Below are 18,974 nucleotides of genomic sequence, written 5' to 3' on the forward strand. Positions count from 1 at the left end.
CCGCGGCCCCAGACCTCCTGCACCGAGCTGATGTGCCCGGCACGCGGGTCGCCGATGCGGTCGTTGGAAAGGTTCTTGCCGTTGCGCTCGGTGACGGTGAACTGGAACTCGGTAGCCTTCCAGCCGAGGATCTTCTCCAGGTCCATGTGCACGCCCAGGGCGAACTGGTCGGTGTAGCGTCCGGTCTTGTCGTCGTCATAGCCGCCGTCGAGGTTGGCCGCCGCCTCGCCGACGTACTCCAGCTTGAAGTCGTAGCCCTTCTCCAGCAGCTCGGTGCGCTTGCCGCCCCAGTCGCCGAGCATCCATTTCGAGTTCGGCGAGAACGCCTCGGCGGCGTGCACCGCGTTGCACAGCAGGGAGGCGGACAATAGGCCGCCGGCCACGGGGCGCAGGGCCGGGCGGAGAAGATGGGATTTCACGCGAACGCTTCCTCGTTGCGAATGGTCGACTGGCCGCACGCAGCGACCGCTCTACTTCCTCGATAACCTTGCAAGGAGCAAGGGTTTATGAAGAGGACTCATGATCTGAGCCAAGCAGAACAATGGTTAATTTGCGAATGATAAGGTCTTTGCAAGTAAAGCTGAAACGTTTCAGGCTGGAAAACAGTGTTACGGAAACGACAATGAAGCCAGGCGGTGGGCCTTCGAGCGGGTCACCCGGGTGGTGGCCGTGGCGGGACGGGGACAACGCAGGGATTGGCAATAATCTGAAACCCATGAACGCGCTTCACGTTGTTGCCGGGAGCGGAACAATACCCGCCTCAGAGTTCGTCGCGCAGATAGGACCAGGGGTAGATACCGCGCTCGTGGCCATCGTCGAACAGCAACTGCACGCCGTAGCCCTGCAGGCGGATATCGCGCAGGCGCACGCCCTGCTCCGCCGCGACGATCCGTCCGCGCAGGCGCTGCGCCCGGCATTGCGCACAGGGACAGGCGGCGCGCAAGCGGGCATGGTCGATCCGGCTGACCGCGCCGTCCGCCCATTCGAGAATCAGCCAGCCGTCCCTGGCGGCATTGCGCAGGCGCAGCGGCGGCTGGGTCATGCCGGCACCCGCAGTTGCGCCAGGGCGATGCGCACCGCCTTGCGCACCTCGGGATCGCCGTCGCCTTCGGCGACCCGCAAGGCCTGGGCCGAGGCCGGGTCCGCCAGTTCGCCGAGGGCCAGGGCGGCCTCCTTGCGCAGGTTGCCGATGGGATGGCCGAGCAATGCTTCCAGCGCCTCCCGCGCCGGCCGGTGGCGCAAGCGCCCGAGCGCCCGCGCGGCGCGCAGGCGGACCTGCCAGTAGTCGTCCGCCAGGGCCTTCAGCAGCGGCTCGCCGGCCTCCTCCCGGCCCAGCTTGCCAAGGGTCGTCGCCGCCTCTTCGCGAACCTGCCATTGAGCGTCCGCCAGCGCCGCGCAGAGCGCCGGCAGCACCGTCGCCTCGCGGCTCAGGCCGAGGGCGCCGGTGGCCGCCCGGCGTACCTCCGGGTCGACATCGGCGCTGGCCAGCCTGGCCAGTTCGGCCAGGGCCGGCTGGTGGCGGAGCCAGCCGAGCACCGCCACCGCCTCGCGGCGCACCGCCGCCTGCGGATCGCCGAGGGCGGCCAGGGCCGGCGCGGCGCTCTCCTCCAGGCGCAGTTCGCGCAACGCACGCAATACGCTGGCGCGGACGAAGGCATCGGCATGCCCGAGCCACGGCAGCAGGCGCCGCCCGGCGGCCGGTTCCTTGAGTTCGCCAAGGCTCTGCGCGGCGGCATCGGCCACCGCCGGCACCGGATCGGCCAGGGCCGCACAGAGCGCATCGACCACTGCGTCTTCCTCCCAGGCCTCCAGCAGGCGCGCGGCCTCGCCGCGCACGCCGGGGTCGGGATCGCCGCGCAGGGCCGCAACCAGCAACGGCAGCGCCTCCGGCAGCTCCAGGTCGGCCAGTTCGATCAGCGCCAGGCGGCGTACGCCGGGGTCGGCGTCCTCCAGGCGCAGCGACAGTTCGAGGATTTCGGGCAGGGTGGCGTTTTTACAGGTCATATGGCGATCCGCAGTCGGTCCGGGGTGATGCCCGGCGGCAAGCCGAGCGGGGTCAGGCGCGGCAACTGGCGGCCGTCGTCGTGGTCGAGCAGTTCCAGGCAGTGGCGTTTCAGGCGCACGAAGTCGGCGCTGGTCACCAGCCGGGTGTCGCGCGGGCGCGGGAAGTCCAGCGCCAGGTCGGCGATGATCCGTCCCGGACGGGGGCTCATCACCAGCACCCTGTCCGCCAGGTACAGGGCCTCGTCGATGTCGTGGGTGACGAACAGCACCGTGGTGCGGACCCGCGCCCATACGTCCAGCAGCAAGGTCTGCATCTTCAGCCGGGTCTGCGCGTCGAGGGCGCCGAAGGGCTCGTCCATCAGCAGCAGGCGCGGCCGGTTGACCAGCACCCGGGCGATCTCCACGCGCTGCTGCATACCCCCGGACAGTTGGCCGGGCCAGCGCCCGGCGAAGTCCGCCAGCCCCACCAGTCCGAGCATCTCCATGGCGCGCCGGTTGCGCTCGGCGCGGGCCAGGCCCTGCATCTTCAGGCCGAAGGCGACGTTGTCGCGGACCCGCCGCCAGGGGAACAGGGTGTGCTGCTGGAATACCATGCCACGCTGCGGCGAAGGTCCTTCCACGCTCCGGCCGTCGACCCTCACGCTGCCGGCGCTTGGCCGCAGGTGGCCGGCCAGGGCGCCGAGCAGGGTCGACTTGCCGCATCCCGAAGGCCCGAGCAGGCAGACGAACTCGCCCGGCCGCGCCTCCAGGCTCAGATCGCGGACCGCCTCGAAGGCTTCGCTCCCCTGCCCCAGGCGGATGCTCAGGTCGCGGATCTGGATGCGCCCCAGGCTGTTGCCGGCCGTCGTCATCGGACCTTGCCTCCCGCCGCGTACCAGGGCGTCAGCGACGCGCCGACGCGCTTCACCAACCCACTGCTGCCCATGCCGAAGAGGCCGATGAGCAGCATGCCGACCACCACCTCGTCGTAGTTCTGGATGTTGTAGGAAGCCCAGGTGTAGTAACCCAGTCCCCATTGCCCGGAGATCATCTCGGCGGTCACCAGGCAGAACCAGGAGGTGCCCATGCCGATCGCCAGGCCGGTGAAGATGCCCGGTCCGGCGCCGGGCAGCAGCACCTCGCGCAGCAGCGCCCGGCGCCCCGCCCCCAGGCTGCGCGCCGAAGCCAGCAGGCGCGGATCGAGCGCCTCCACGCCATGCACGGTATTGAGCAGGATCGGGAACAGCGCGCCGGTGAAGGTAATGAAGATCATCGAGGCCTCCGACGAAGGGAACATCAGGATCGCCAGGGGAATCCAGGCCACCGCCGGGATCGGCCGCAGCACTTCCAGCGGCGGCAGCAGCAAGGCCTCGGCCCAGGCCGAGCGGCCGATCGCCAGGCCGAGGGCGATGCCCAGCGCGGCGGCCAGCAGATAGCCGGCGAAGACCCGCGCCAGACTGGCGCCGAGGTGCGCCAGGAGCACGCTGGACTGGGCCAGGTTGCAGGCCGCCAGCAACACCGCACCGGGCGTCGGCACGTTGGCGAAGGTCACCAGGCCCAGATTCAGTTGCAGACCGGCGGCGAGCTGCCAGAACGCCAGGCAGGCCGCCAGCGAAGCGGCGCGGGTGGCCCAGCGCCAGCGTCGGGAGATCGGAAGCGAACTCATGGGCGAACTCCGAAGACGCCCGCCTCAGCGGAGCGCCAGCGCCTGCTGGCTGGCGGCGGCAAAGTCGCGTACCTCGCCGCCATGGCGGCGGGCATAGTCCTGGGCCTGCTCGCGGAGCAGGAAGGCGTTGAGGCGACCCTCGCCGTCGCGGACGAACCACGCCTGGTTGGCCAGCAGCTTGATCCCGCTGTCACGATCCTGGGCGTAGATCGCACGAATCGCCTTGCCCTGCGCCTTCAGCTCGGCAAGATCGGCCAGGGCCGACTCCGGCGAAGCGTAATGGCGCACCCTGGCCTCGCCCTTCACCCAGATCTGCGCTACCCGTTCGAACTCCTCGATCGGCCGGCCGCTGCGCGCGTCGCTGGCGCGCAGCGGCGACGGTGCGTAGTCTGCCAGCGCCGCCTGGTAGTCCAGCCCGGCCTGACGGTAGGCCTCGCGGATGTAGCGGTCGTCGACGAAACGCTCGACGTCCAGCCCACGGTCGGCCTTCTTCAGCAGCTTCAGGGTGTCGATGGAGGTCGCCAGCGCCTGGCGGTATTCGGGTTTCCAGGCCTGGTCGCGGGTCTGCAGGCCGAGCGGACCGTGGAACAGGTAATTGACCTCGGCCTCGATGCCGGTGACCTTCTCGATCAGCTCGCTGTATTTCTCCGGTTCGGCGGCCAGCAGTCGATTAGCTTCGATGCTCGCCCGCAGGTAGGCCACCACCACCTCCGGATAGCGCTCGGCGTAGGCGGCGTCCACCAGCGCGCCATGGAAGGTCGGCGCGTTGGCCTGGGAACCGTCGTAGATCTTGCGGGCGAAGCCGCGATTGGGGAACAGCTCGGCGAAGGGTACGAAGTCGGCATGGGCGGCAATCTTGTTCGCCTGCAAGGCCGAACCGGCGATTTCCGGCGGCTGGGCGATGATGGTCACGTCGCGCTGCGGGTCCCAGCCTTGCGCCGCCACCGCGCGCAGCAGCATGCCATGGGCGGTGGAGGCGAACGGTACGGAGATGGTCTGGCCTTTCAGTTCGGCCAGCGACTGCACCGGCGAGCCGCTCGGTACCACGATGCCGTTGCCGCTGCCACGGGTGCTGCCGGACAGCACGCTGATGAACAGGCTGCGCTTGCCGGCGGCGGCGAAGGCCACGCCGTTGAAGGTGCCGGGAAAGTCGGCCATGGCGCCGAAGTCGAGCTTGCCGGCGACCATCTCGTTGGTCAGCGGTGCGCCACTGGTGAAGTTCTTCCACTCCACCCGGTAGTCCGCATCCTTGTAGCGGCCGTCGCGCGGCAGGTATTTCTCCAGCAGGCCCAGCTCGCGGATCAGCAGCCCGCCGGCGGCGCAGTTGATGGTGGTGTCCTGAGTGCCGATGGCCACGCGGATGGTTTCCGCCTGGGCACCCAGGGAAGTCAGGGCCAGCGCCAGGCTGGCCAGGATTGCACGCAGTCGCATGGGGATTCCCCTCGAATCATGGTCATGGGAATCGTCTCCGCCACCCGGACGGTGGTGGGAAACGAGGGGTGTTTCAGGGTGGCGTCCGGGAGTGGCCGGATGGCGGGTTCTGCCTCGCTTGCCGGGAGCGGGCGTCAGCGCAGCAGGTAGGGAATCTCGACCTTCACCGCGCCGGTCGGGCAGTCCTTTTCGCAAGGCATGCAGTACCAGCACTCGTCGTAGGCCATGTAGGCCTTGCGGGTCGTCGGATCGATGGCCAGCAGGTCCATCGGGCAGACCTCGACGCAGACGGTGCAGCCCTTGTCGGCGATGCAGCGGTCTTCGTCGATGGTCACCGGGGCGCTGCTGCGGAAGAAGATGTCCTGGGGTCGGTAGGCCATGGCACGCGGTCCTCGTGGTTCGATCTGGCCCGCTTTCGTGGCGGCGGGCTCGGTGTCTAGCGGTACTACGCCGGGGCGTGGGGCCCTAGGCGGCGTCGTTCCTCAGCCGCAGGCGCTGGTAGGCCTGCTGTTCGCCTTCGTCGATGGCGAACAGGTAGGGTTCGACCGGTTTCCTGAAGCTGGCCATGCGTCCCTGCTCGTCCTTCTTCAGGTGCGCGTGGCAGAACCAGGCAGCGTCGTCGCGCCGCGGATAGTCCACCCGGTGGTGGTACAGGCCCCAGCGGCTCTCGGTGCGGAACAGCGAGGCGCGCGCGGCCATCTCCGCGCAATCGCGGATAACGCTGACTTCCAGGGCGCGCATCAGCTCGTGGGGGTTGTCCGCCTTGATCCGCTCCAGGTCCTCGGCGATGGCCTGGATGCGTTGCAGGCCCAATTCCATCTTGCGGGTCACCTTGGGCGGTTGCAGGTAGTCGTTGACCAGCCGGCGCAGCTTGTACTCCACCTGCGCCGCCGGCAGGCCATGCTCGCGCAGCAGCGGCGCCTCGATCCGCGCACGCTCGCGCTCGACCTGGGCGCGGTCGACCGCGCTGAAGGCGCGCCCGGCGACGTATTCGGCGGCGTTGCGCCCGGCGAACCAGCCATAGGTGAAGGCGCCGAGCATGTAGTTGTGCGGCACCGCGGCCATGTCGCCGGCGGCGTAGAGGCCCTTCACGCTGGTCTCGGCCTTCTCGTTGACCCACACGCCGGAGGCCGAGTGGCCGGAGCAGAAGCCGATCTCGGAAATGTGCATCTCGACCATCTGCTGGCGGTAGTCGGTGCCGCGCCCGGCGTGGAACTGCCCGCGACTGGGGCGTTCGTTGCCATGGAGGATGTCCTCGATGGTCTGGATGGTTTCCTCCGCCAGGTGGTCGAGCTTGAGGAACACCGGGCCATTGCCGCCTTCGAGTTCCTGGTGGAACTCCCACATCATCTGCCCGCTCCAGTAGTCGCATTCGATGAAGCGCTCACCCCTGGCGTTGGCGGTATAGCCACCCAGCGGGCCGGTGACGTAGGCACAGGCCGGGCCGTTGTAGTCCTTGATCAGCGGGTTGATCTGGAAGCATTCCAGGTTGGCCAGCTCGGCGCCGGCATGATAGGCCATGGCGTAGCCGTCGCCGGCGTTGGTCGGGTTCTCGTAGGTACCCATCAGGTAGCCCGAGGACGGCAGGCCCAGGCGGCCCGCCGCGCCGCAGCAAAGGATCACCGCCTTGGCGCGGATCACATGGAAGTCGCCGCTGCGGCAGTCGAAACCGAGTACGCCGTTCACCGCGCCCTCGGCATCGGTGAGCAGGCGGGTGCAGACCAGGCGGTTGGCGATGGGGATCCGCGCACGCTTGAGCTGGCGGTAGAGCACCTTCTTGATGTCGTGCCCTTCCGGCATCGGCAGCACATAGGCGCCCATGTGGTGGACCTTCTTCACCGCATAGTCGCCGGTCTCGTCCTTTTCGAACCTGACGCCCCAGCGATCCAGCTGCCGCAGGGTCTCGAAGCTGTGGCTGGCATAGGCGTATACCGCCGCCTGGTTGACGATGCCGTCGTTGGCCACGGTGATTTCCCGGGTGTACTGCTCGGCCGTGGCGTGGCCGGGGACGATGGCGTTGTTCAACCCGTCCATGCCCATGCTGATGGCGCCGCTGCGCTTGACGTTGGCCTTGTCCACCAGCAGCACGCGCAGTTCGCGGTCGTGCTCCTTGGCCTTGATCGCCGCCATCGGCCCGGCGGTGCCGCCGCCGATCACCACGATGTCGTATTCCTGCTCCAGGGTGTTCATGCCCGCTCTCCCTTCTGCCGATCGATGCGCAGGCGATACTGGAAAGCGTCGCCGCGGTAGTAGAGGTATTCGAAGTCCAGCGGCGCGCCGTCGGCGGCATGGGTCAGGCGCTCGATACGCATGATCGGCGCGCCCTCCTCGACCGCCAGGGCGCGGGTCAGGTCGGCATCGGCGAGCACCGCGTCGATGGCCAGGTCGGCATGGCCGAGGGGAATGCCGCAATCGTTCTCGAGGATCAGGAAGATGTCGCGGGTCACCAGGTCGGCCTTCTCCAGGCGCTCGCCGAGCGCCTGCGGCAGGTAGGTGACTTCCAGCGAAACCGGCTCGCGGTTGACCAGCCGCACCCGCTTGATCTCGCACACAGGGCTGCCCTCTTCCACCCGCAGGCGCTCGGCCACCCGCGCGCCGGCCGGCACGTAGCGCAGGCCATGCAGGCGGTTGATGACCTCGTAGCCCATCTGCGTCATGGACTCGCCCAGGCCTTGCAGGGTGCTGACGTTCTGGAACGCCTTCGGCCGGGCGACGAAGGTGCCCTTGCCGTGGATCTTGAAGATCAGCCCTTCCTTCTGCAGGTCGCCGAGCGCCTGGCGCACGGTGATGCGGCTGACGTCGAAGGCCTTGCCCAGCTCGTTCTCCGAGGGCATGCGGCTGAGCGGCGGGTAGACGCCGTCGAGGATGCGCCCGCGCAGCAGCTCCTTGAGCTGGCTGTACAGCGGCACGGGAGAAAGCGGGAGCAGTTTGCCCATGGTCGGATTCGCTTGTCGGAGTGGCTCGGACACTTGTTATAACAAGTTATGCTGTGATGGTAAACGCCATGAACGATCAAGCGGAAATACCGAAAACGCATATGGATATGGCGCCACCCGTGCGTGGCTCTCGCCGGCCAAAGGACCGGCCCGCAGCGCGGACCGGCCCGCCCCCTCAGCGCAGCGGCCGCCAGAGGGTGAAGGCTACCGGCGGCGTCCAGCCGCTGTTGGAGGTGTGCGCCTGCAGGCAGAGATAGCGCAGCCCCTCGTAGGTCACCCCATCGTCGACCCGATAGGCCTGGTTCTCCCGCCATTGCGGGAATTGCGGATCCACCGCCCCGCCGCTGGTGCTGACCTCCAGGCCTTCGCTGGGCAGCGACTGGTTGCCCTGGGTATCGGTGGCGGTGACGAAATAGCTGTAGCGGGTGTCCGCCGTCAGGCCGCTGTCGGTGGAACCCAGCGCGGCGCTCTGGCCAACCATGGCGCCGTCGCGATAGAGGCTGTAGTAATCGATCGGACGCTGCCCGCTGGAGGCGTTCCAGGCCAGCACCAGGCTGGTCTCGCCGCGCTCCAGCAGACGCAGGCCCTGCGGCGCCGCCGGGCGCTGGTCGCCGCCCTCGCCGTCATGGATGAGGCTGGCGTAGCGCTTGCGGAACTCCCAGTTGTAGCGCTCGCCGCGCTTGTTCAGGCCATCGTCCCAGTTCACCGACCAGGTCATCAGGCCCTTGATCGCGTGACCGGCGGCTTCCAGGCGGCGAAACGCGTTGCTCACCGCGGCGGGATCGATCACGTAGCCGGTAGCCGCCGCATCGACGTTGCTCGGCAGGCCGATGGCCAGGCGCTGCGCCGGGATCCGCACGAAGTCGCGGCTGCCGGTGGCCAGGCTCTCGGTGAGGTAGTAGAGGAAGTCTTCTTTCATCGCGTCGTTGTTCTGCGCGATCCAGGCGCCCTTGCCGCCGTTCGCCTCCTGGACCCACAGGCCGTCGCCGCCCTGGTTGTAGTACTGCGGCGCGATGAAGTCGTAGACGCCTTCCAGGGCCTGCAGATAAGGCACGTACTTGCCGTTCTTGTGCAGATAGGGGAACTCCGGGGCCATGCTGACGATGAAGTGCTTGCCCTGCCCGGCGTAGTGCTCGCGCACCAGCTTGAGGGCCGCCGGCAGCACCCGCTGGTTGTCGGCCAGGTCGATGGCGCTCTGCTCGAGGTCGATGTCCAGGCCGTCGAAACCGTAGGTTTCCACCAGGCGGACGATCTCGGCGGCCAGCGCCTGCTCCTGCCCGGCGTGCAACTCGATGTGCGCGTCGGCGCCCCCCAGCGAAATCAGCACCGCGCGGCCCTGGGCGTTGAGCACGCCGACCTGGCGGCGAAACTCCGCGTCGGACAGGTTGTATGGCTGGAAGGTCGGGATGCCGCGCCCTTTCATGAAGGCCACGGCGACCACGTTGTACTCGCTCGGCACGTCTTCCAGCGCGATGTTGGCGAACGAGCCCTGCTGGTAGCCGTCGGCGGCGCCGGCCGGCCAGTTGTGCCAGAAGCCCATGAGAATCTTCTTGCCGGCGATGCTCGGCATGGCCGCCGCGGCATCTTCGCGGGCCTGGTGCAACTGGGAAAAGTCGATCCTGATCATTTACCGCTCCTCGGATGAAGGTAGGAAACGCATCCGGAGGGGCTGTCCGACGAACCGCGCCGTGGCCGCCGCGAACGCTTAGAAAAAACAGGCGCGAGCGTCTACCACGGGGCATTCCGGCGTTTGTCGCGATCAGGGCGGGGGCATGGTTGCAGAGACGGCGGAAGGCTTCACCTACCACAATTGGCAGAGCCGCGGCGGCGATGCTCCGCGCCGGGTTCAACCGGCTTCGCTGAGTTCGGCGACCACCACTCCGGGAAGGTCTTTCAGCAGTGCCGGGGACAGCAGCAGCTTGGTCTCGCGGACCCCGGCGCCCATCACCACCAACGGCCGTTCGAAGACCGCCGCGTCGACCAGCAGCGGCATGCCTTCGGGCAAGCCGAACGCGGTGATGCCGCCGAACTGCATGCCGGTCAGCTCGGTGGCGACCTCGCGGGCGGCGAAGGACAGCCGGCGGGCCCCGAGCAGCGCCTTGACCGCGCCGTTCACGTCGAGCCGCCGCGAGCCCAGGTTGACCACCGCGGCATAGCCTTCGGCGCCGTCGCGCTTGTAGCGCAGGACCAGGGTGTTGGCGCAGTCCTCCAGGCCAAAGCCGTAGCGTGCGCTGAACGCCGCGGTGTCGGAATGCTCGTCGGCGACGCGGAACACCACCAGCTCGGCGGAAGGCAGGCCGCGCGCGACCTGCTCCGGCAGATGGCGGTGGTAGTCGGCCGGGGCGACGGCGTCGAGCCGGTGGCGTTGGGTGTATTCGCGCAGAACCATGGGCAACCTCGAATGAAGACGGACGGCACCGGCCCCTGCCGCCAGGCGGGTGGCAGGGGCCGGCGGTTCAGGTTGCCAGGTTCGCCGGCACGCCGCCAGGCACATCGGGCGCCAGGCGCTGCCGCAGGATCGCGCAGACCTCCTCCGCCGCCGTCACCACCAGGCCGTGGCCGCCGGCCAGGGTCTCCAGCTCGTAGCGGCTGGCGTGCCGCCGCCAGCCGTCGATGGCCGCCCTGGAGACGCCCGGGTCCTGCTCGCCGAGGATCGCGGTGATCGGTATGGCCAACGGCTCGCGCGGGCGGTAGCGATAGTCGGCGGCCAGGCGCGAATCGGCGCGCAGGGTAGCCAGGCTGATCTCGCGCAGCTCCGGGTCGTCGAGCACTTCCAGCGGCAGCACGTCGTACTCGCGCAGGGTTCGCAGCAACTCGGCGTCGCCCATCGCATGGAAGCGCGGGTATTCCAGGTCCGGCCCCGGAGCGCGGCTGCTGATCACGAACAACTGCCTGGCGCGCAGGCCGTGCAGGCTTTCCAGGCGTGCCGCCAGTTCGTAGGCGAGCATGCCACCGAGGCTGGCGCCGACCAGGGCGAACGGACGGTCGAGCAATGGCAGGAGCGCGTCGTCGATGGCACAGAGCATGGCCTCTACATCGGTGACGAATGGCTCGTCCTGGCGTTCCTGGCGCCCCGGATACTGGATCGCCAGCAGCTCCACGTCCGCCGGCAGGCGCGCGTCCCAACCACGGAAAGTGCCGGCGTTGCCGCCCGCGGGCGGCAGCGCGATCAGGCGCAGGCGCGGCTGCGCGCTCCCGCTGCGCTGCAACCACAGGGCCCGGGCGCGCTCGGTGGCGGGCGGCAACGGCGGCGCGTCGGCGGCATGGCAGCGGCGCACCACTTCGCGGGCATCCGGATCGCCCTGCAACAGCCCCAGGCTCAGTTGCCTGCCGGTCAGCCGGCGCAATTCGGCGATCGCCTGCACGCCCAGCAGCGAATGCCCGCCGGCACTGGCGAAGCCCTGGTCGGCCGCCAGCGGCCGGCCGAGCACCCGGGACAACACCTTGAGCACCCGCCGCAGCTCCACGCTGTCCTCGGCCTGGGCCGCCGTGGGCGGCTGCGCCGGGTCCTCGAGCAGCGCCAGCAACGCCTCGCGGTAGGCGTCGGCCAGCGCCTCGGCGCGCTCGGCGGGGAAACGTCCGGCGGCGTACTGGAAGCCCACCTCAAGGCGCTCGCCGGCCACCGCGAAGTCCACCGCCAGCGGCACGTCGACGTCCACCACCACCTGGTCGAGGATGCCGCCGTGCCTTACTCCCGCCGTCGGCGCGGCGTCGTCCTGGTGGAAGTCGACGAAGTTGAACAGGCTGTCCAGGCGCAACTCGCGGTTGCGCCTGCGAATCGCCGCCAGCGGATGGCGCCGATGTTCCAGGCTCGCGCGCTCGTAGTCGAATGCGCGACGGGCGCTGTCGAGCAGATCGACGGAAGCCGACAGCCGGCACGGCAGGGTGTTCAGGAACAGGCCGAGCAGGCGGTCCGCTCCCGGCTCCTCGGGGCGCCCGTGGCTGACGAAGCCGGTGACTACTTCATCGGCATCGCTGAAGCGGCACAACGCTCGGCCATGCGCCGCCAGCAACAACGAACGCAAGGGCAAGCCGCTGCGTTCGGCCAGGGCGCGCAAGCGCGACAGGCTGTCGGCCGGCACGTCCACGCGGACCGCCGCCATGCGCCGGGGTCCCTCCTCCGCCAGGCCGGGCAACGGCCGGTAGCGGGCGCCGGCCAGGTAGTCGAGCCAGAACAGCGCCGAGGCGGCGTTGGCCTCGGCCTCACGCTCCAGCGCCACGTAGTCGCGGAAGCCTACCGCGGGCGCTTCCGCTTCCCGCGCGACGACACCGGCGAGAAGGTCGGCGTAGACCGCCAGCAGCTCGTCCACCAGGCTTTGCAGGCTCCAGCCGTCCAGCACGCTATGGTGTTCGGCGACGCCCAGGGCGAAGCGCCGCTCGTCCAGCGCCAGCGCGGCGAGGCGCACCAGCGGTGGGCGGCTCCAGTCGAACGGGGTGGCCTGCTCTTCCTCGATCCAGGCACGCAGGCGCAGGCGCCGTGTTTCCCCATCGAGGCCACACAGGTCGTGCACCGGCACCTCGGCGGCGACCGCAGCGGCCGGGTGGACCCATTGCAGGGGAACCTGGCCACCGTGCAGATCGAAGCCGGTACGCAGGATCGCGTGGCGGCCGATCAGGATCGCCCAGGCGCGCGCCAGCAACTCGCCGTCCAGGCGTCCATGCACCTCGTGCAGGACGACGTTGTGCAACAGCCGTGGATCGCCGCTGGCCTCGCTTTGCAGGAGCATGCCCTGTTGCAGGCTGGTCATCGGATAGGCGTCGTCGAGCCCCTCCGGCAGGCGCTTGCGTTCCGCCGCCGACAACAGGGCGAACGGCTCCAGCGTCTGCGGCGCCGAGCTCGCGGCCGCATCCGCCGGACTCGCCGGAGCGGCCAGCAGGCGCGCCAGTTCGCGGATGCTCTGGTGGTTGAACACGTCGCGCAGGGTAAAGGCAAGCCCCGCCTCGCGCGCCATGACCTGCATCTGGATCAGGCGGATGGAGTCGCCGCCGACCTGGAAGAAATTGTCGCTGACGCCGATCGCCGGGCGTTTCAGCACGCTCTTCCAGATATCCAGCAGGGCCGCCTCGGTGGCATTGGCCGGCGCTTCCAGGGTCTGCGCGGCCGCCTCGGCGGCCAGCGCCGCCAACAGCGCGCGACGGTCGAGCTTGCCTTCGGCGGTCAGCGGCAGGCGTTCGACCCGGGCGATCCGGCTCGGCAGCATGTAGGCCGGCAGGCGCGCCTCGAGGAAGCCACGCAGGGCCTGCTCGCTCAGCTCGCCGCCGAGGGCCGCGGCGGGGCGCGGCGCGAGCGCGCGCCAGTCGATGCGCTCAGCCAGCGACTCGGCATAGCCCGGGCGCACCGCGTAGCAGTTGTAACGGTCGGTACCCTCCAGCAGCGCGTCCTGACGGATGCTCACCTCGAAGCCATGGCGGCGCAGCAGGTCGCTCAAGGCATCGGCGCGGCCGGCGGTGGCACCGTCGCGCTTGTCATGGACCTCCAGGACGATCTGCCGGACCTTGGCCAGCGCCGCATCGTCGAGACCGAGCAGCACATCCATTTCCGCGCGCTGCACGTCGATCTTCAGCAGGTCGATACGCTCCAGGCCCAGTTCGCCGATCACCTGGTCGAGGCGGCGCAGGCGGCAGCGGTGGGCTTCGGCGCGCAGGCGGTCGTCGAGGATTTCGTCGATGTTGTCCAGCAGCAGGTTGGCCCCGCCCTCCTCGCCCTGGTTGCTCAGGTAACGTCGGATGACGTCGCGTTCGCCGTTGGCGTCGGCGTACTCGGCGATCCCGGAGAAGGTCGAGTAGCCCGGATAGTAGGTGAAGGTTTCCTCGCGCTCGGCGTCGGACAGACCGATGCCGAATACCTCGACCTGCGGTGCGTAGCGTCCGAGGTTGGCCTCCAGGCGCCGGCGGATCGGTGCCAGCGGCTCGAAGGCGACCACTCGCGCGCGCGGCGCGCGGCTGGCGATGTACAGCGAGAACAGGCCGATGTTGGCACCGACGTCGAGGACCACCGCGTCCGGCGGCAGGACGATGCCGTCGCGGCTGTAGACCTCGTCGACGAAGATTTCCTGGTAGACGTACTCGGTTTCGTTGAGGTTCAGTCCGGCGACCCGGTGCCCGCTGGGCAGGTCGACTTCCAGCCAGGACTCGTCCGCGGTCTCCCCGGCGGCGGTGACGAAGGCGACGATCCGGCGATCCGCGCCCGGCTCGGCCGCATCGGCCTCGTCGGTGAGTACCGCCGCCTCGCCCACCGCCGGGTGTTCCAGCAACGCGCTGCGGATCTCGCCCAGTTCGATGCGGTAGCCGTTGATCTTCACCTGTTCGTCGATCCGCCCGAGGAACTCCAGGCAACCGTCGGCGCGCCAGCGCACCAGGTCGCCGCTGCGGTACAGGCGGCCGCTGCCCGGCCAGCCCTCCTCGAGGAAGCGCCCGGCCGCCTCGCCGGCGTCGCCGGCATAGCCGCGCGCCACCCCGGCGCCGCCGATCCACAGTTCGCCGCTGGCGCCACGGGTCTTGCGACGACCGAGGCCATCGACCACATGCAGATCGACGTTGGCCAGGGCGCGGCCGATGGTCGGCCGCGCATGCTCGGCGACCCGCGCCAGGCTGGCGTTCACCGTGGCTTCGGTAGGACCGTAGAGATTGAACACCTGGCAGCGGCGCCAGCCGGCGGCGACCTCCCAGGACGCTTCGTCGAAGCGCTCGCCCCCTACCAGGATGCGCCCGGGCAGCGCCGGGTGGGCATCGTCGAGGCCGGCCTGGAGCAGCAGGCGGAACAGCGACGGGGTGCAGTCGAGCACGTCGATGCGCCGTTCTTCGAGGAACCCCAGCATCCGCTGCGGATCGCTGCGCACCTCCTGCGGCACCAGGACCAGGCAATGGCCGGAGAGCAACTGGAGAATCTGCTTGATCGAGGAATCGAAGGAGAACGGCGCGTTGACCGTCACCCGCAGGCCCTCGCCCACCACGTTCGCGTATACCGTGCGCGCCAGGGCCTGGGACAGGTTGAGCGCGCTGGCGTGCTCGACCACCACGCCTTTGGGCTGGCCGCTGGTGCCCGAGGTGAAGATCATGTAGGCCGCATCGCGCCCGCCCGGCGCCGGCAGGCTCATGCCGCTGCCGGCAAGCGGCAGCCTCGACAGGTCCAGGCAGGCCCCGGCGAAGGCCTCGCGGGCGCGCCCGGCGCACTCGGCATCGGCAAGGGCGAAGACGATCCCGCCCGCTTCGCGCATCCGCTCCACCCGCGCCGCCGGAAACTCCGGATTGACCGGGGTGTACACCGCCGCGGCGCGCATCACCCCGAGCAGGGCGACGATCGCCTCGCGGTTGCGCCCGGTCATCACCGCCACCGCCTGGCCGGGCCGCACGCCGGCAGCCAGCAGCGCTTCGGCGACCGCTTCGCTGCGCGCGCGCAGCGTGGCGAAATCCAGGCTGCCGTGGGCATCCAGCAACGCCGGCGCCTGCGGCTGCAGGGAGGCGCGCAGATCGAACGCGGCCACCAGGGATTCCACCGGCGCGGGCTCCACGCGCTCGCCCTGCCAGGCCTGGTAGCGCTCGCGCTCGGCCGCGCCGATCAACGGCAGCCCGGCCAGTGGCAGTTGCCTGTCGGCGGCGATGCTTTCCAGGCATTCGACCCAGGCGTCGAGCAAGCGCCCGGCCAGCGTTCCGTCATGGTCGCGGCGGACCCGCAGGCTGGCCAGCCGGCCTTCGCCGTGGGGCAGCACCTGCAACTCGAGGAACCCACCCAGCGGCGGCTGACGGCAATCCAGCTCGGCCACCCCGGCGCCATCCAGTTCGCCCGCCAGCCAGGCGAAGCCCAACTCGGCGAGCGGCCAGTCGGGGGCAAAGGGATCGCGCAGGGCCGCTGCCTCCTCCTGGGCGAGGATCGCCGCCTGGAGGGCGTCGAGCCGCTCGCCGACGCTGCCCGCGCGGACATTCTCCAGGCACAGCGGCGCGACCCCGGCGAACGGTCCGGCCAGCTCGGCGAACTCGTTGAACAGGCGCCCCGAGACCAGTCGCGCCATTTCCAGAGGGAGTCCCTCGTCGCCCTGGAACTGCCCGGCGACCTGGGTCCAGGCCAGCAGGGCGGCCGCCTCCGGCAAGCCGTTGGCGGCCAGGCGTACGAGCAGCGCGCGCGGCAGCAGGCGCCGCGCCGTCCACTCGCCTTCGCCCAGGTCGTCCGCCAGCGCCAGCGGACTCTCCGCCGCAACGGCCGCCTGCTCGCGCCAGTAACCGCTGGCGCTTTCGCCGTCTTCGCCGGCCAGCGCCTCGTTGGCCCACTCGGAGAAATGCTGGAACAGCAGCGCCTCGTCTCCCTCGTCCGCGCTCGCCTGGCCGGCCGGCCCCAGGCCGCGGCGCAGCAGCGCCACCAGGCTGGCCGCATCGACGACGAACGCCGGCGCCGCCAGCAACAGCCCCTGGAGCGTCTCTCCGGCGGCGTCCAGCAGCAGGCCGAGCGCCAGTACCGGCTGGCCTTCCCCGCCCAGGGGCGAAGCGGCGAGACGCGCGCTTTCGCGCGCGAAGCGTCCGGCCCAGTCGCCATCTCCCGGCAGGCGCTCGACCAGCAGATCGGCCGCGCGCCCATCCAGTACCTGCACCGGCAGGCTCATGCCCGGCATCGTCCGGTAGGCCACGCGCAGTTGCGCCTCGCCGTCCAGCGCCCGGCGCAGCCGCTCCAGCGTCGCCACGGTATCGGCCGGGGCGTGCAGGCGCACGCCGACAACCGTATTTTCCGGCCGCTCGGCATGGCGGCGCCAGGCGCGGGTCTGCAAGGGAGACAGCGGGAATCCTTCGAGCGCTTCGCTCGCGGCCGGTTGCACAGCGGATTGCAGGTCTTCTGACGCACTCATGGCTATCCCTCGCACGGGTTCAGGGTTGGTGGACATGCAGGTCGGTCATCGCCACCAGCACCTTGCGCTCGCCGGTGTACGGCTCGCGGCCGTGGACGCTGATGAAGTTGTCGAGCATCAGGACATCGCCGCGCTCCCAGGCGAACGCGCGGGTTTCCTCGCGGTAGGCGGCGCGGATGGTGTCCAGCACCTCCGCCTCGATCGGGCTGCCGTCGCCGTAGTAGGCGTTGCGCGGCAGGCCCTGTTCGCCGACCTCGTCGAGCAAGGCCCGGGCCAGGGCCGGCGGCATGTTGGAGACATGGAACATGTGCGCGTGGTTGAACCACAGCGTCTCGCCGCTGAGCGGGTGGCGCACCATCGCCTGGCGTACCTGGCGGGTATTCAGGCGCTGGTCGTCGAGCCAGGTGCATTGGGTACCGGTCTGCCGGCAGTAGGCCTCGACCTCGGCGCGACTGTCGGTCTGGAAGCCTTCCTGCCAGGTCAGGTCGATCTCCGGCCCGTAGTTGCGCACGTAGCACACCCCATGGCGGAGGAAGCGCTGCCTGATCGCCTCGGGTATCCGAGCGCTGACCCGGCGCTCGTCGGCCAGGGGCGTGCGGCCCTGGGTGGCGGGCGGTGTCTGGCAGTAGAAGTGGATATAGCTCGGCCAGTTGTGCGAGTAGGACATCTCGTGGTGCGGCGGAATCCAGCCGTCCGGCGAGAACTCGGTGGAGGTGAACACCCGGTGCGCCACTTCCTGGCGTGCCGCCGCGCGCTCCAGGTAGTCGAGCATGTTCGGCGAAAAGCTTTGTACCGCCTGGGAGAAGCCCTCCGCTCCGTCTACCGCGAAGCCACGAAACAGGATGCCGCCATGCCGCAGCAGGCTGTCGCGCAGCCCTGCGCCGGCGGCGGCGATCCATTGCCGCAGGTCCATGCCCGGCTGGCGCGCGCGGACGATGCGCAGGTAGTCGTTGGCCGGGTCGAGCAGGCTTTCCTCCACCAGGTCGCCGGCCGAGAGCTGCCGGGGGCGCAGGCGCGGCGCGCTGAACGAGGCGCTCATGCGGCACCTCCGAGCGCCAGGCGCGGAGGTGTCGGCGGGACGTCGGCGGGCGCCAGGCTGGAATACGGCGTGGACATGATGGTGAGGATCCGTCGCGGCCCGCGGAACGGCTCGCGGCCGTGCTGGGCGAGCATGTTGTCGAGGATCAGCACGTCGCCCACGCGCCAGTCGAAGCGCCGCGTCTCGCGGTCTATGGCGCTGCGGATGGTCGCCAGGGTCTGCGCCTCGATCGGGCTGCCATCGCCGTAGTAGGTCTGGTACGGCAGGTCTTCCTCGGCGACGCTGCGCAGCAGCGCATCGCGCAGGCCCGGCTCGAGACTGGTGGCATGGAAGAACATGCCGTGGTTGAACCACAGGCGCTCGCCGGTATACGGGTGGCGTTGGAACGCCGCGCGCCTCTGCCAGGTGCGCAGGTGCTCGTCGCCGATCCAGGCATGGGCGATCCGGTGCTCAGCGCAGAACGCCTCGACCTCGGCGCGGCTGTCGGTCTGGAACGCTTCGCGCCAGGACAGGCCGAGGCCGGCGCGGTAGTTGCGCACGTAGAGGATGCCCAGGCGCCCGAAGCGTTCCAGCAATTCGTCCGGCAGGTGGCGGAGCACCAGCCGGTTGGCCGCCACCGGGGTGGCGCCGCCCTCGAGCGGCGCGACCTGGCAATGGAACATGATGTACAGCGGCCAGTCGGCGGTATAGGACTGCTCGTTATGCAGGAAGATCGGCTGGTCCACCGGATGCTCGGTGGAGGTGTAGACCTCGCCGCTGACCTGGCTACGCGGCGAGGAACGCTCCTTGTAGTCGAGCAGTTGCGGGGCGAAGGCAGCGGCGGCTGCGCGGAAGCGCTCTGCCGAATCGACCTCGAAGCCTCTCAGCAACAGGCCGCCAGCCAGGTTCAGGTCGTCGTGCAGGGACTGGCCCTGCTCGCGAATCCAGTCGGCCAGGGACAGGCCGGGAGCCTGTGCCTCGATCAGCAGCGGCAGGCCGTCGCGCTCCGCCGCCGGGCGCCGCACCAGCGCCTCGCTGCTGCGCGGGCTGAGATTGCGCGGCCGGGCGAAGCCGCGACCGGTGAGACTGGGAGCTGTTCGTTCCAT

General features: G+C 69.8%; 14 protein-coding genes. All 14 read right to left on the reverse strand.

Translation table 11 applies throughout. The annotated features are described in order from the left end of the window. Positions 1–419 (reverse strand): carbohydrate porin (locus LJF27_RS24540; RefSeq protein ID WP_170943111.1); only part of this gene is annotated, 419 nt, incomplete at its 3' end. Between the two features lie 341 nt (positions 420–760). After that, a complete protein-coding gene (locus LJF27_RS24545) occupies positions 761–1,042 on the reverse strand; it encodes a DUF971 domain-containing protein (RefSeq protein ID WP_003160279.1) in 282 nt (93 codons plus the stop codon). Further along, a complete protein-coding gene (locus LJF27_RS24550) occupies positions 1,039–2,004 on the reverse strand; it encodes a HEAT repeat domain-containing protein (RefSeq protein ID WP_023116865.1) in 966 nt (321 codons plus the stop codon). The genes LJF27_RS24545 and LJF27_RS24550 overlap by 4 nt, the downstream gene beginning before the upstream one ends. Further along, on the reverse strand, positions 2,001–2,855 hold the full coding sequence (locus LJF27_RS24555) for an ABC transporter ATP-binding protein (RefSeq protein ID WP_003122732.1): 855 nt from the start codon (positions 2,853–2,855) through the stop codon (positions 2,001–2,003). The genes LJF27_RS24550 and LJF27_RS24555 overlap by 4 nt, the downstream gene beginning before the upstream one ends. Further along, the gene (locus LJF27_RS24560; protein WP_023116866.1) at positions 2,852–3,649 is read right to left on the reverse strand and encodes an ABC transporter permease; all 798 of its coding nucleotides are present in this window, start codon (positions 3,647–3,649) and stop codon (positions 2,852–2,854) included. Before LJF27_RS24560 ends, LJF27_RS24555 begins: the two co-directional genes overlap by 4 nt. A 24-nt stretch (positions 3,650–3,673) precedes the next feature. Then, entirely contained in the window at positions 3,674–5,080 is a 1,407-nt protein-coding gene (locus LJF27_RS24565; RefSeq protein WP_003113101.1) for an ABC transporter substrate-binding protein, read from the reverse strand. Positions 5,081–5,214: 134 nt separating this feature from the next. After that, positions 5,215–5,460 (reverse strand): 4Fe-4S dicluster domain-containing protein, encoded by a 246-nt coding sequence (locus LJF27_RS24570; protein WP_003089354.1) that lies wholly within the window; start codon positions 5,458–5,460, stop codon positions 5,215–5,217. An 85-nt stretch (positions 5,461–5,545) separates the two neighbouring features. After that, positions 5,546–7,270, reverse strand: coding sequence for a fumarate reductase/succinate dehydrogenase flavoprotein subunit (locus tag LJF27_RS24575; protein ID WP_003113100.1), 1,725 nt, complete (start codon positions 7,268–7,270; stop codon positions 5,546–5,548). After that, entirely contained in the window at positions 7,267–8,016 is a 750-nt protein-coding gene (locus LJF27_RS24580) for a GntR family transcriptional regulator (protein WP_003113099.1), read from the reverse strand. The genes LJF27_RS24575 and LJF27_RS24580 overlap by 4 nt, the downstream gene beginning before the upstream one ends. 175 nt (positions 8,017–8,191) lie before the next feature. Beyond that, positions 8,192–9,643 (reverse strand): carbohydrate-binding protein, encoded by a 1,452-nt coding sequence (locus LJF27_RS24585; RefSeq protein WP_003089363.1) that lies wholly within the window; start codon positions 9,641–9,643, stop codon positions 8,192–8,194. A 219-nt stretch (positions 9,644–9,862) separates the two neighbouring features. Continuing rightward, positions 9,863–10,405: a YbaK/EbsC family protein gene (locus tag LJF27_RS24590; protein WP_003089366.1), complete on the reverse strand. Its 543-nt coding sequence runs from the start codon at positions 10,403–10,405 to the stop codon at positions 9,863–9,865. Between the two features lie 67 nt (positions 10,406–10,472). Then, the gene (locus LJF27_RS24595) at positions 10,473–16,850 is read right to left on the reverse strand and encodes a non-ribosomal peptide synthetase (protein WP_023116867.1); all 6,378 of its coding nucleotides are present in this window, start codon (positions 16,848–16,850) and stop codon (positions 10,473–10,475) included. A gap of 19 nt (positions 16,851–16,869) precedes the next feature. Beyond that, positions 16,870–17,889 carry a TauD/TfdA family dioxygenase gene (locus LJF27_RS24600; protein WP_023116868.1) on the reverse strand — a complete coding sequence of 340 codons (1,020 nt, stop codon included), beginning with the start codon at positions 17,887–17,889 and terminating at the stop codon, positions 16,870–16,872. Then, a complete protein-coding gene (locus LJF27_RS24605) occupies positions 17,886–18,974 on the reverse strand; it encodes a TauD/TfdA family dioxygenase (RefSeq protein WP_003115897.1) in 1,089 nt (362 codons plus the stop codon). The genes LJF27_RS24600 and LJF27_RS24605 overlap by 4 nt, the downstream gene beginning before the upstream one ends.

It is taken from the genome of Pseudomonas sp. 203-8 (genome assembly GCF_020708595.1).
GTDB lineage: Bacteria > Pseudomonadota > Gammaproteobacteria > Pseudomonadales > Pseudomonadaceae > Pseudomonas > Pseudomonas aeruginosa.

Excerpts from the sequence above, each read along its gene's own strand:
- LJF27_RS24555 (WP_003122732.1), bottom strand. The coding sequence starts at position 2,855 with ATGACGACGGCCGGCAACAGCCTGGGGCGCATCCAGATCCGCGACCTG.
- LJF27_RS24585 (WP_003089363.1), bottom strand. The coding sequence starts at position 9,643 with ATGATCAGGATCGACTTTTCCCAGTTGCACCAGGCCCGCGAAGATGCC.
- LJF27_RS24595 (WP_023116867.1), bottom strand. The coding sequence starts at position 16,850 with ATGAGTGCGTCAGAAGACCTGCAATCCGCTGTGCAACCGGCCGCGAGC.
- LJF27_RS24550 (WP_023116865.1), bottom strand. The coding sequence starts at position 2,004 with ATGACCTGTAAAAACGCCACCCTGCCCGAAATCCTCGAACTGTCGCTG.
- LJF27_RS24590 (WP_003089366.1), bottom strand. The coding sequence starts at position 10,405 with ATGGTTCTGCGCGAATACACCCAACGCCACCGGCTCGACGCCGTCGCC.
- LJF27_RS24580 (WP_003113099.1), bottom strand. The coding sequence starts at position 8,016 with ATGGGCAAACTGCTCCCGCTTTCTCCCGTGCCGCTGTACAGCCAGCTC.
- LJF27_RS24605 (WP_003115897.1), bottom strand. The coding sequence starts at position 18,974 with ATGGAACGAACAGCTCCCAGTCTCACCGGTCGCGGCTTCGCCCGGCCG.
- LJF27_RS24570 (WP_003089354.1), bottom strand. The coding sequence starts at position 5,460 with ATGGCCTACCGACCCCAGGACATCTTCTTCCGCAGCAGCGCCCCGGTG.
- LJF27_RS24545 (WP_003160279.1), bottom strand. The coding sequence starts at position 1,042 with ATGACCCAGCCGCCGCTGCGCCTGCGCAATGCCGCCAGGGACGGCTGG.
- LJF27_RS24565 (WP_003113101.1), bottom strand. The coding sequence starts at position 5,080 with ATGCGACTGCGTGCAATCCTGGCCAGCCTGGCGCTGGCCCTGACTTCC.
- LJF27_RS24600 (WP_023116868.1), bottom strand. The coding sequence starts at position 17,889 with ATGAGCGCCTCGTTCAGCGCGCCGCGCCTGCGCCCCCGGCAGCTCTCG.
- LJF27_RS24560 (WP_023116866.1), bottom strand. The coding sequence starts at position 3,649 with ATGAGTTCGCTTCCGATCTCCCGACGCTGGCGCTGGGCCACCCGCGCC.
- LJF27_RS24575 (WP_003113100.1), bottom strand. The coding sequence starts at position 7,270 with ATGAACACCCTGGAGCAGGAATACGACATCGTGGTGATCGGCGGCGGC.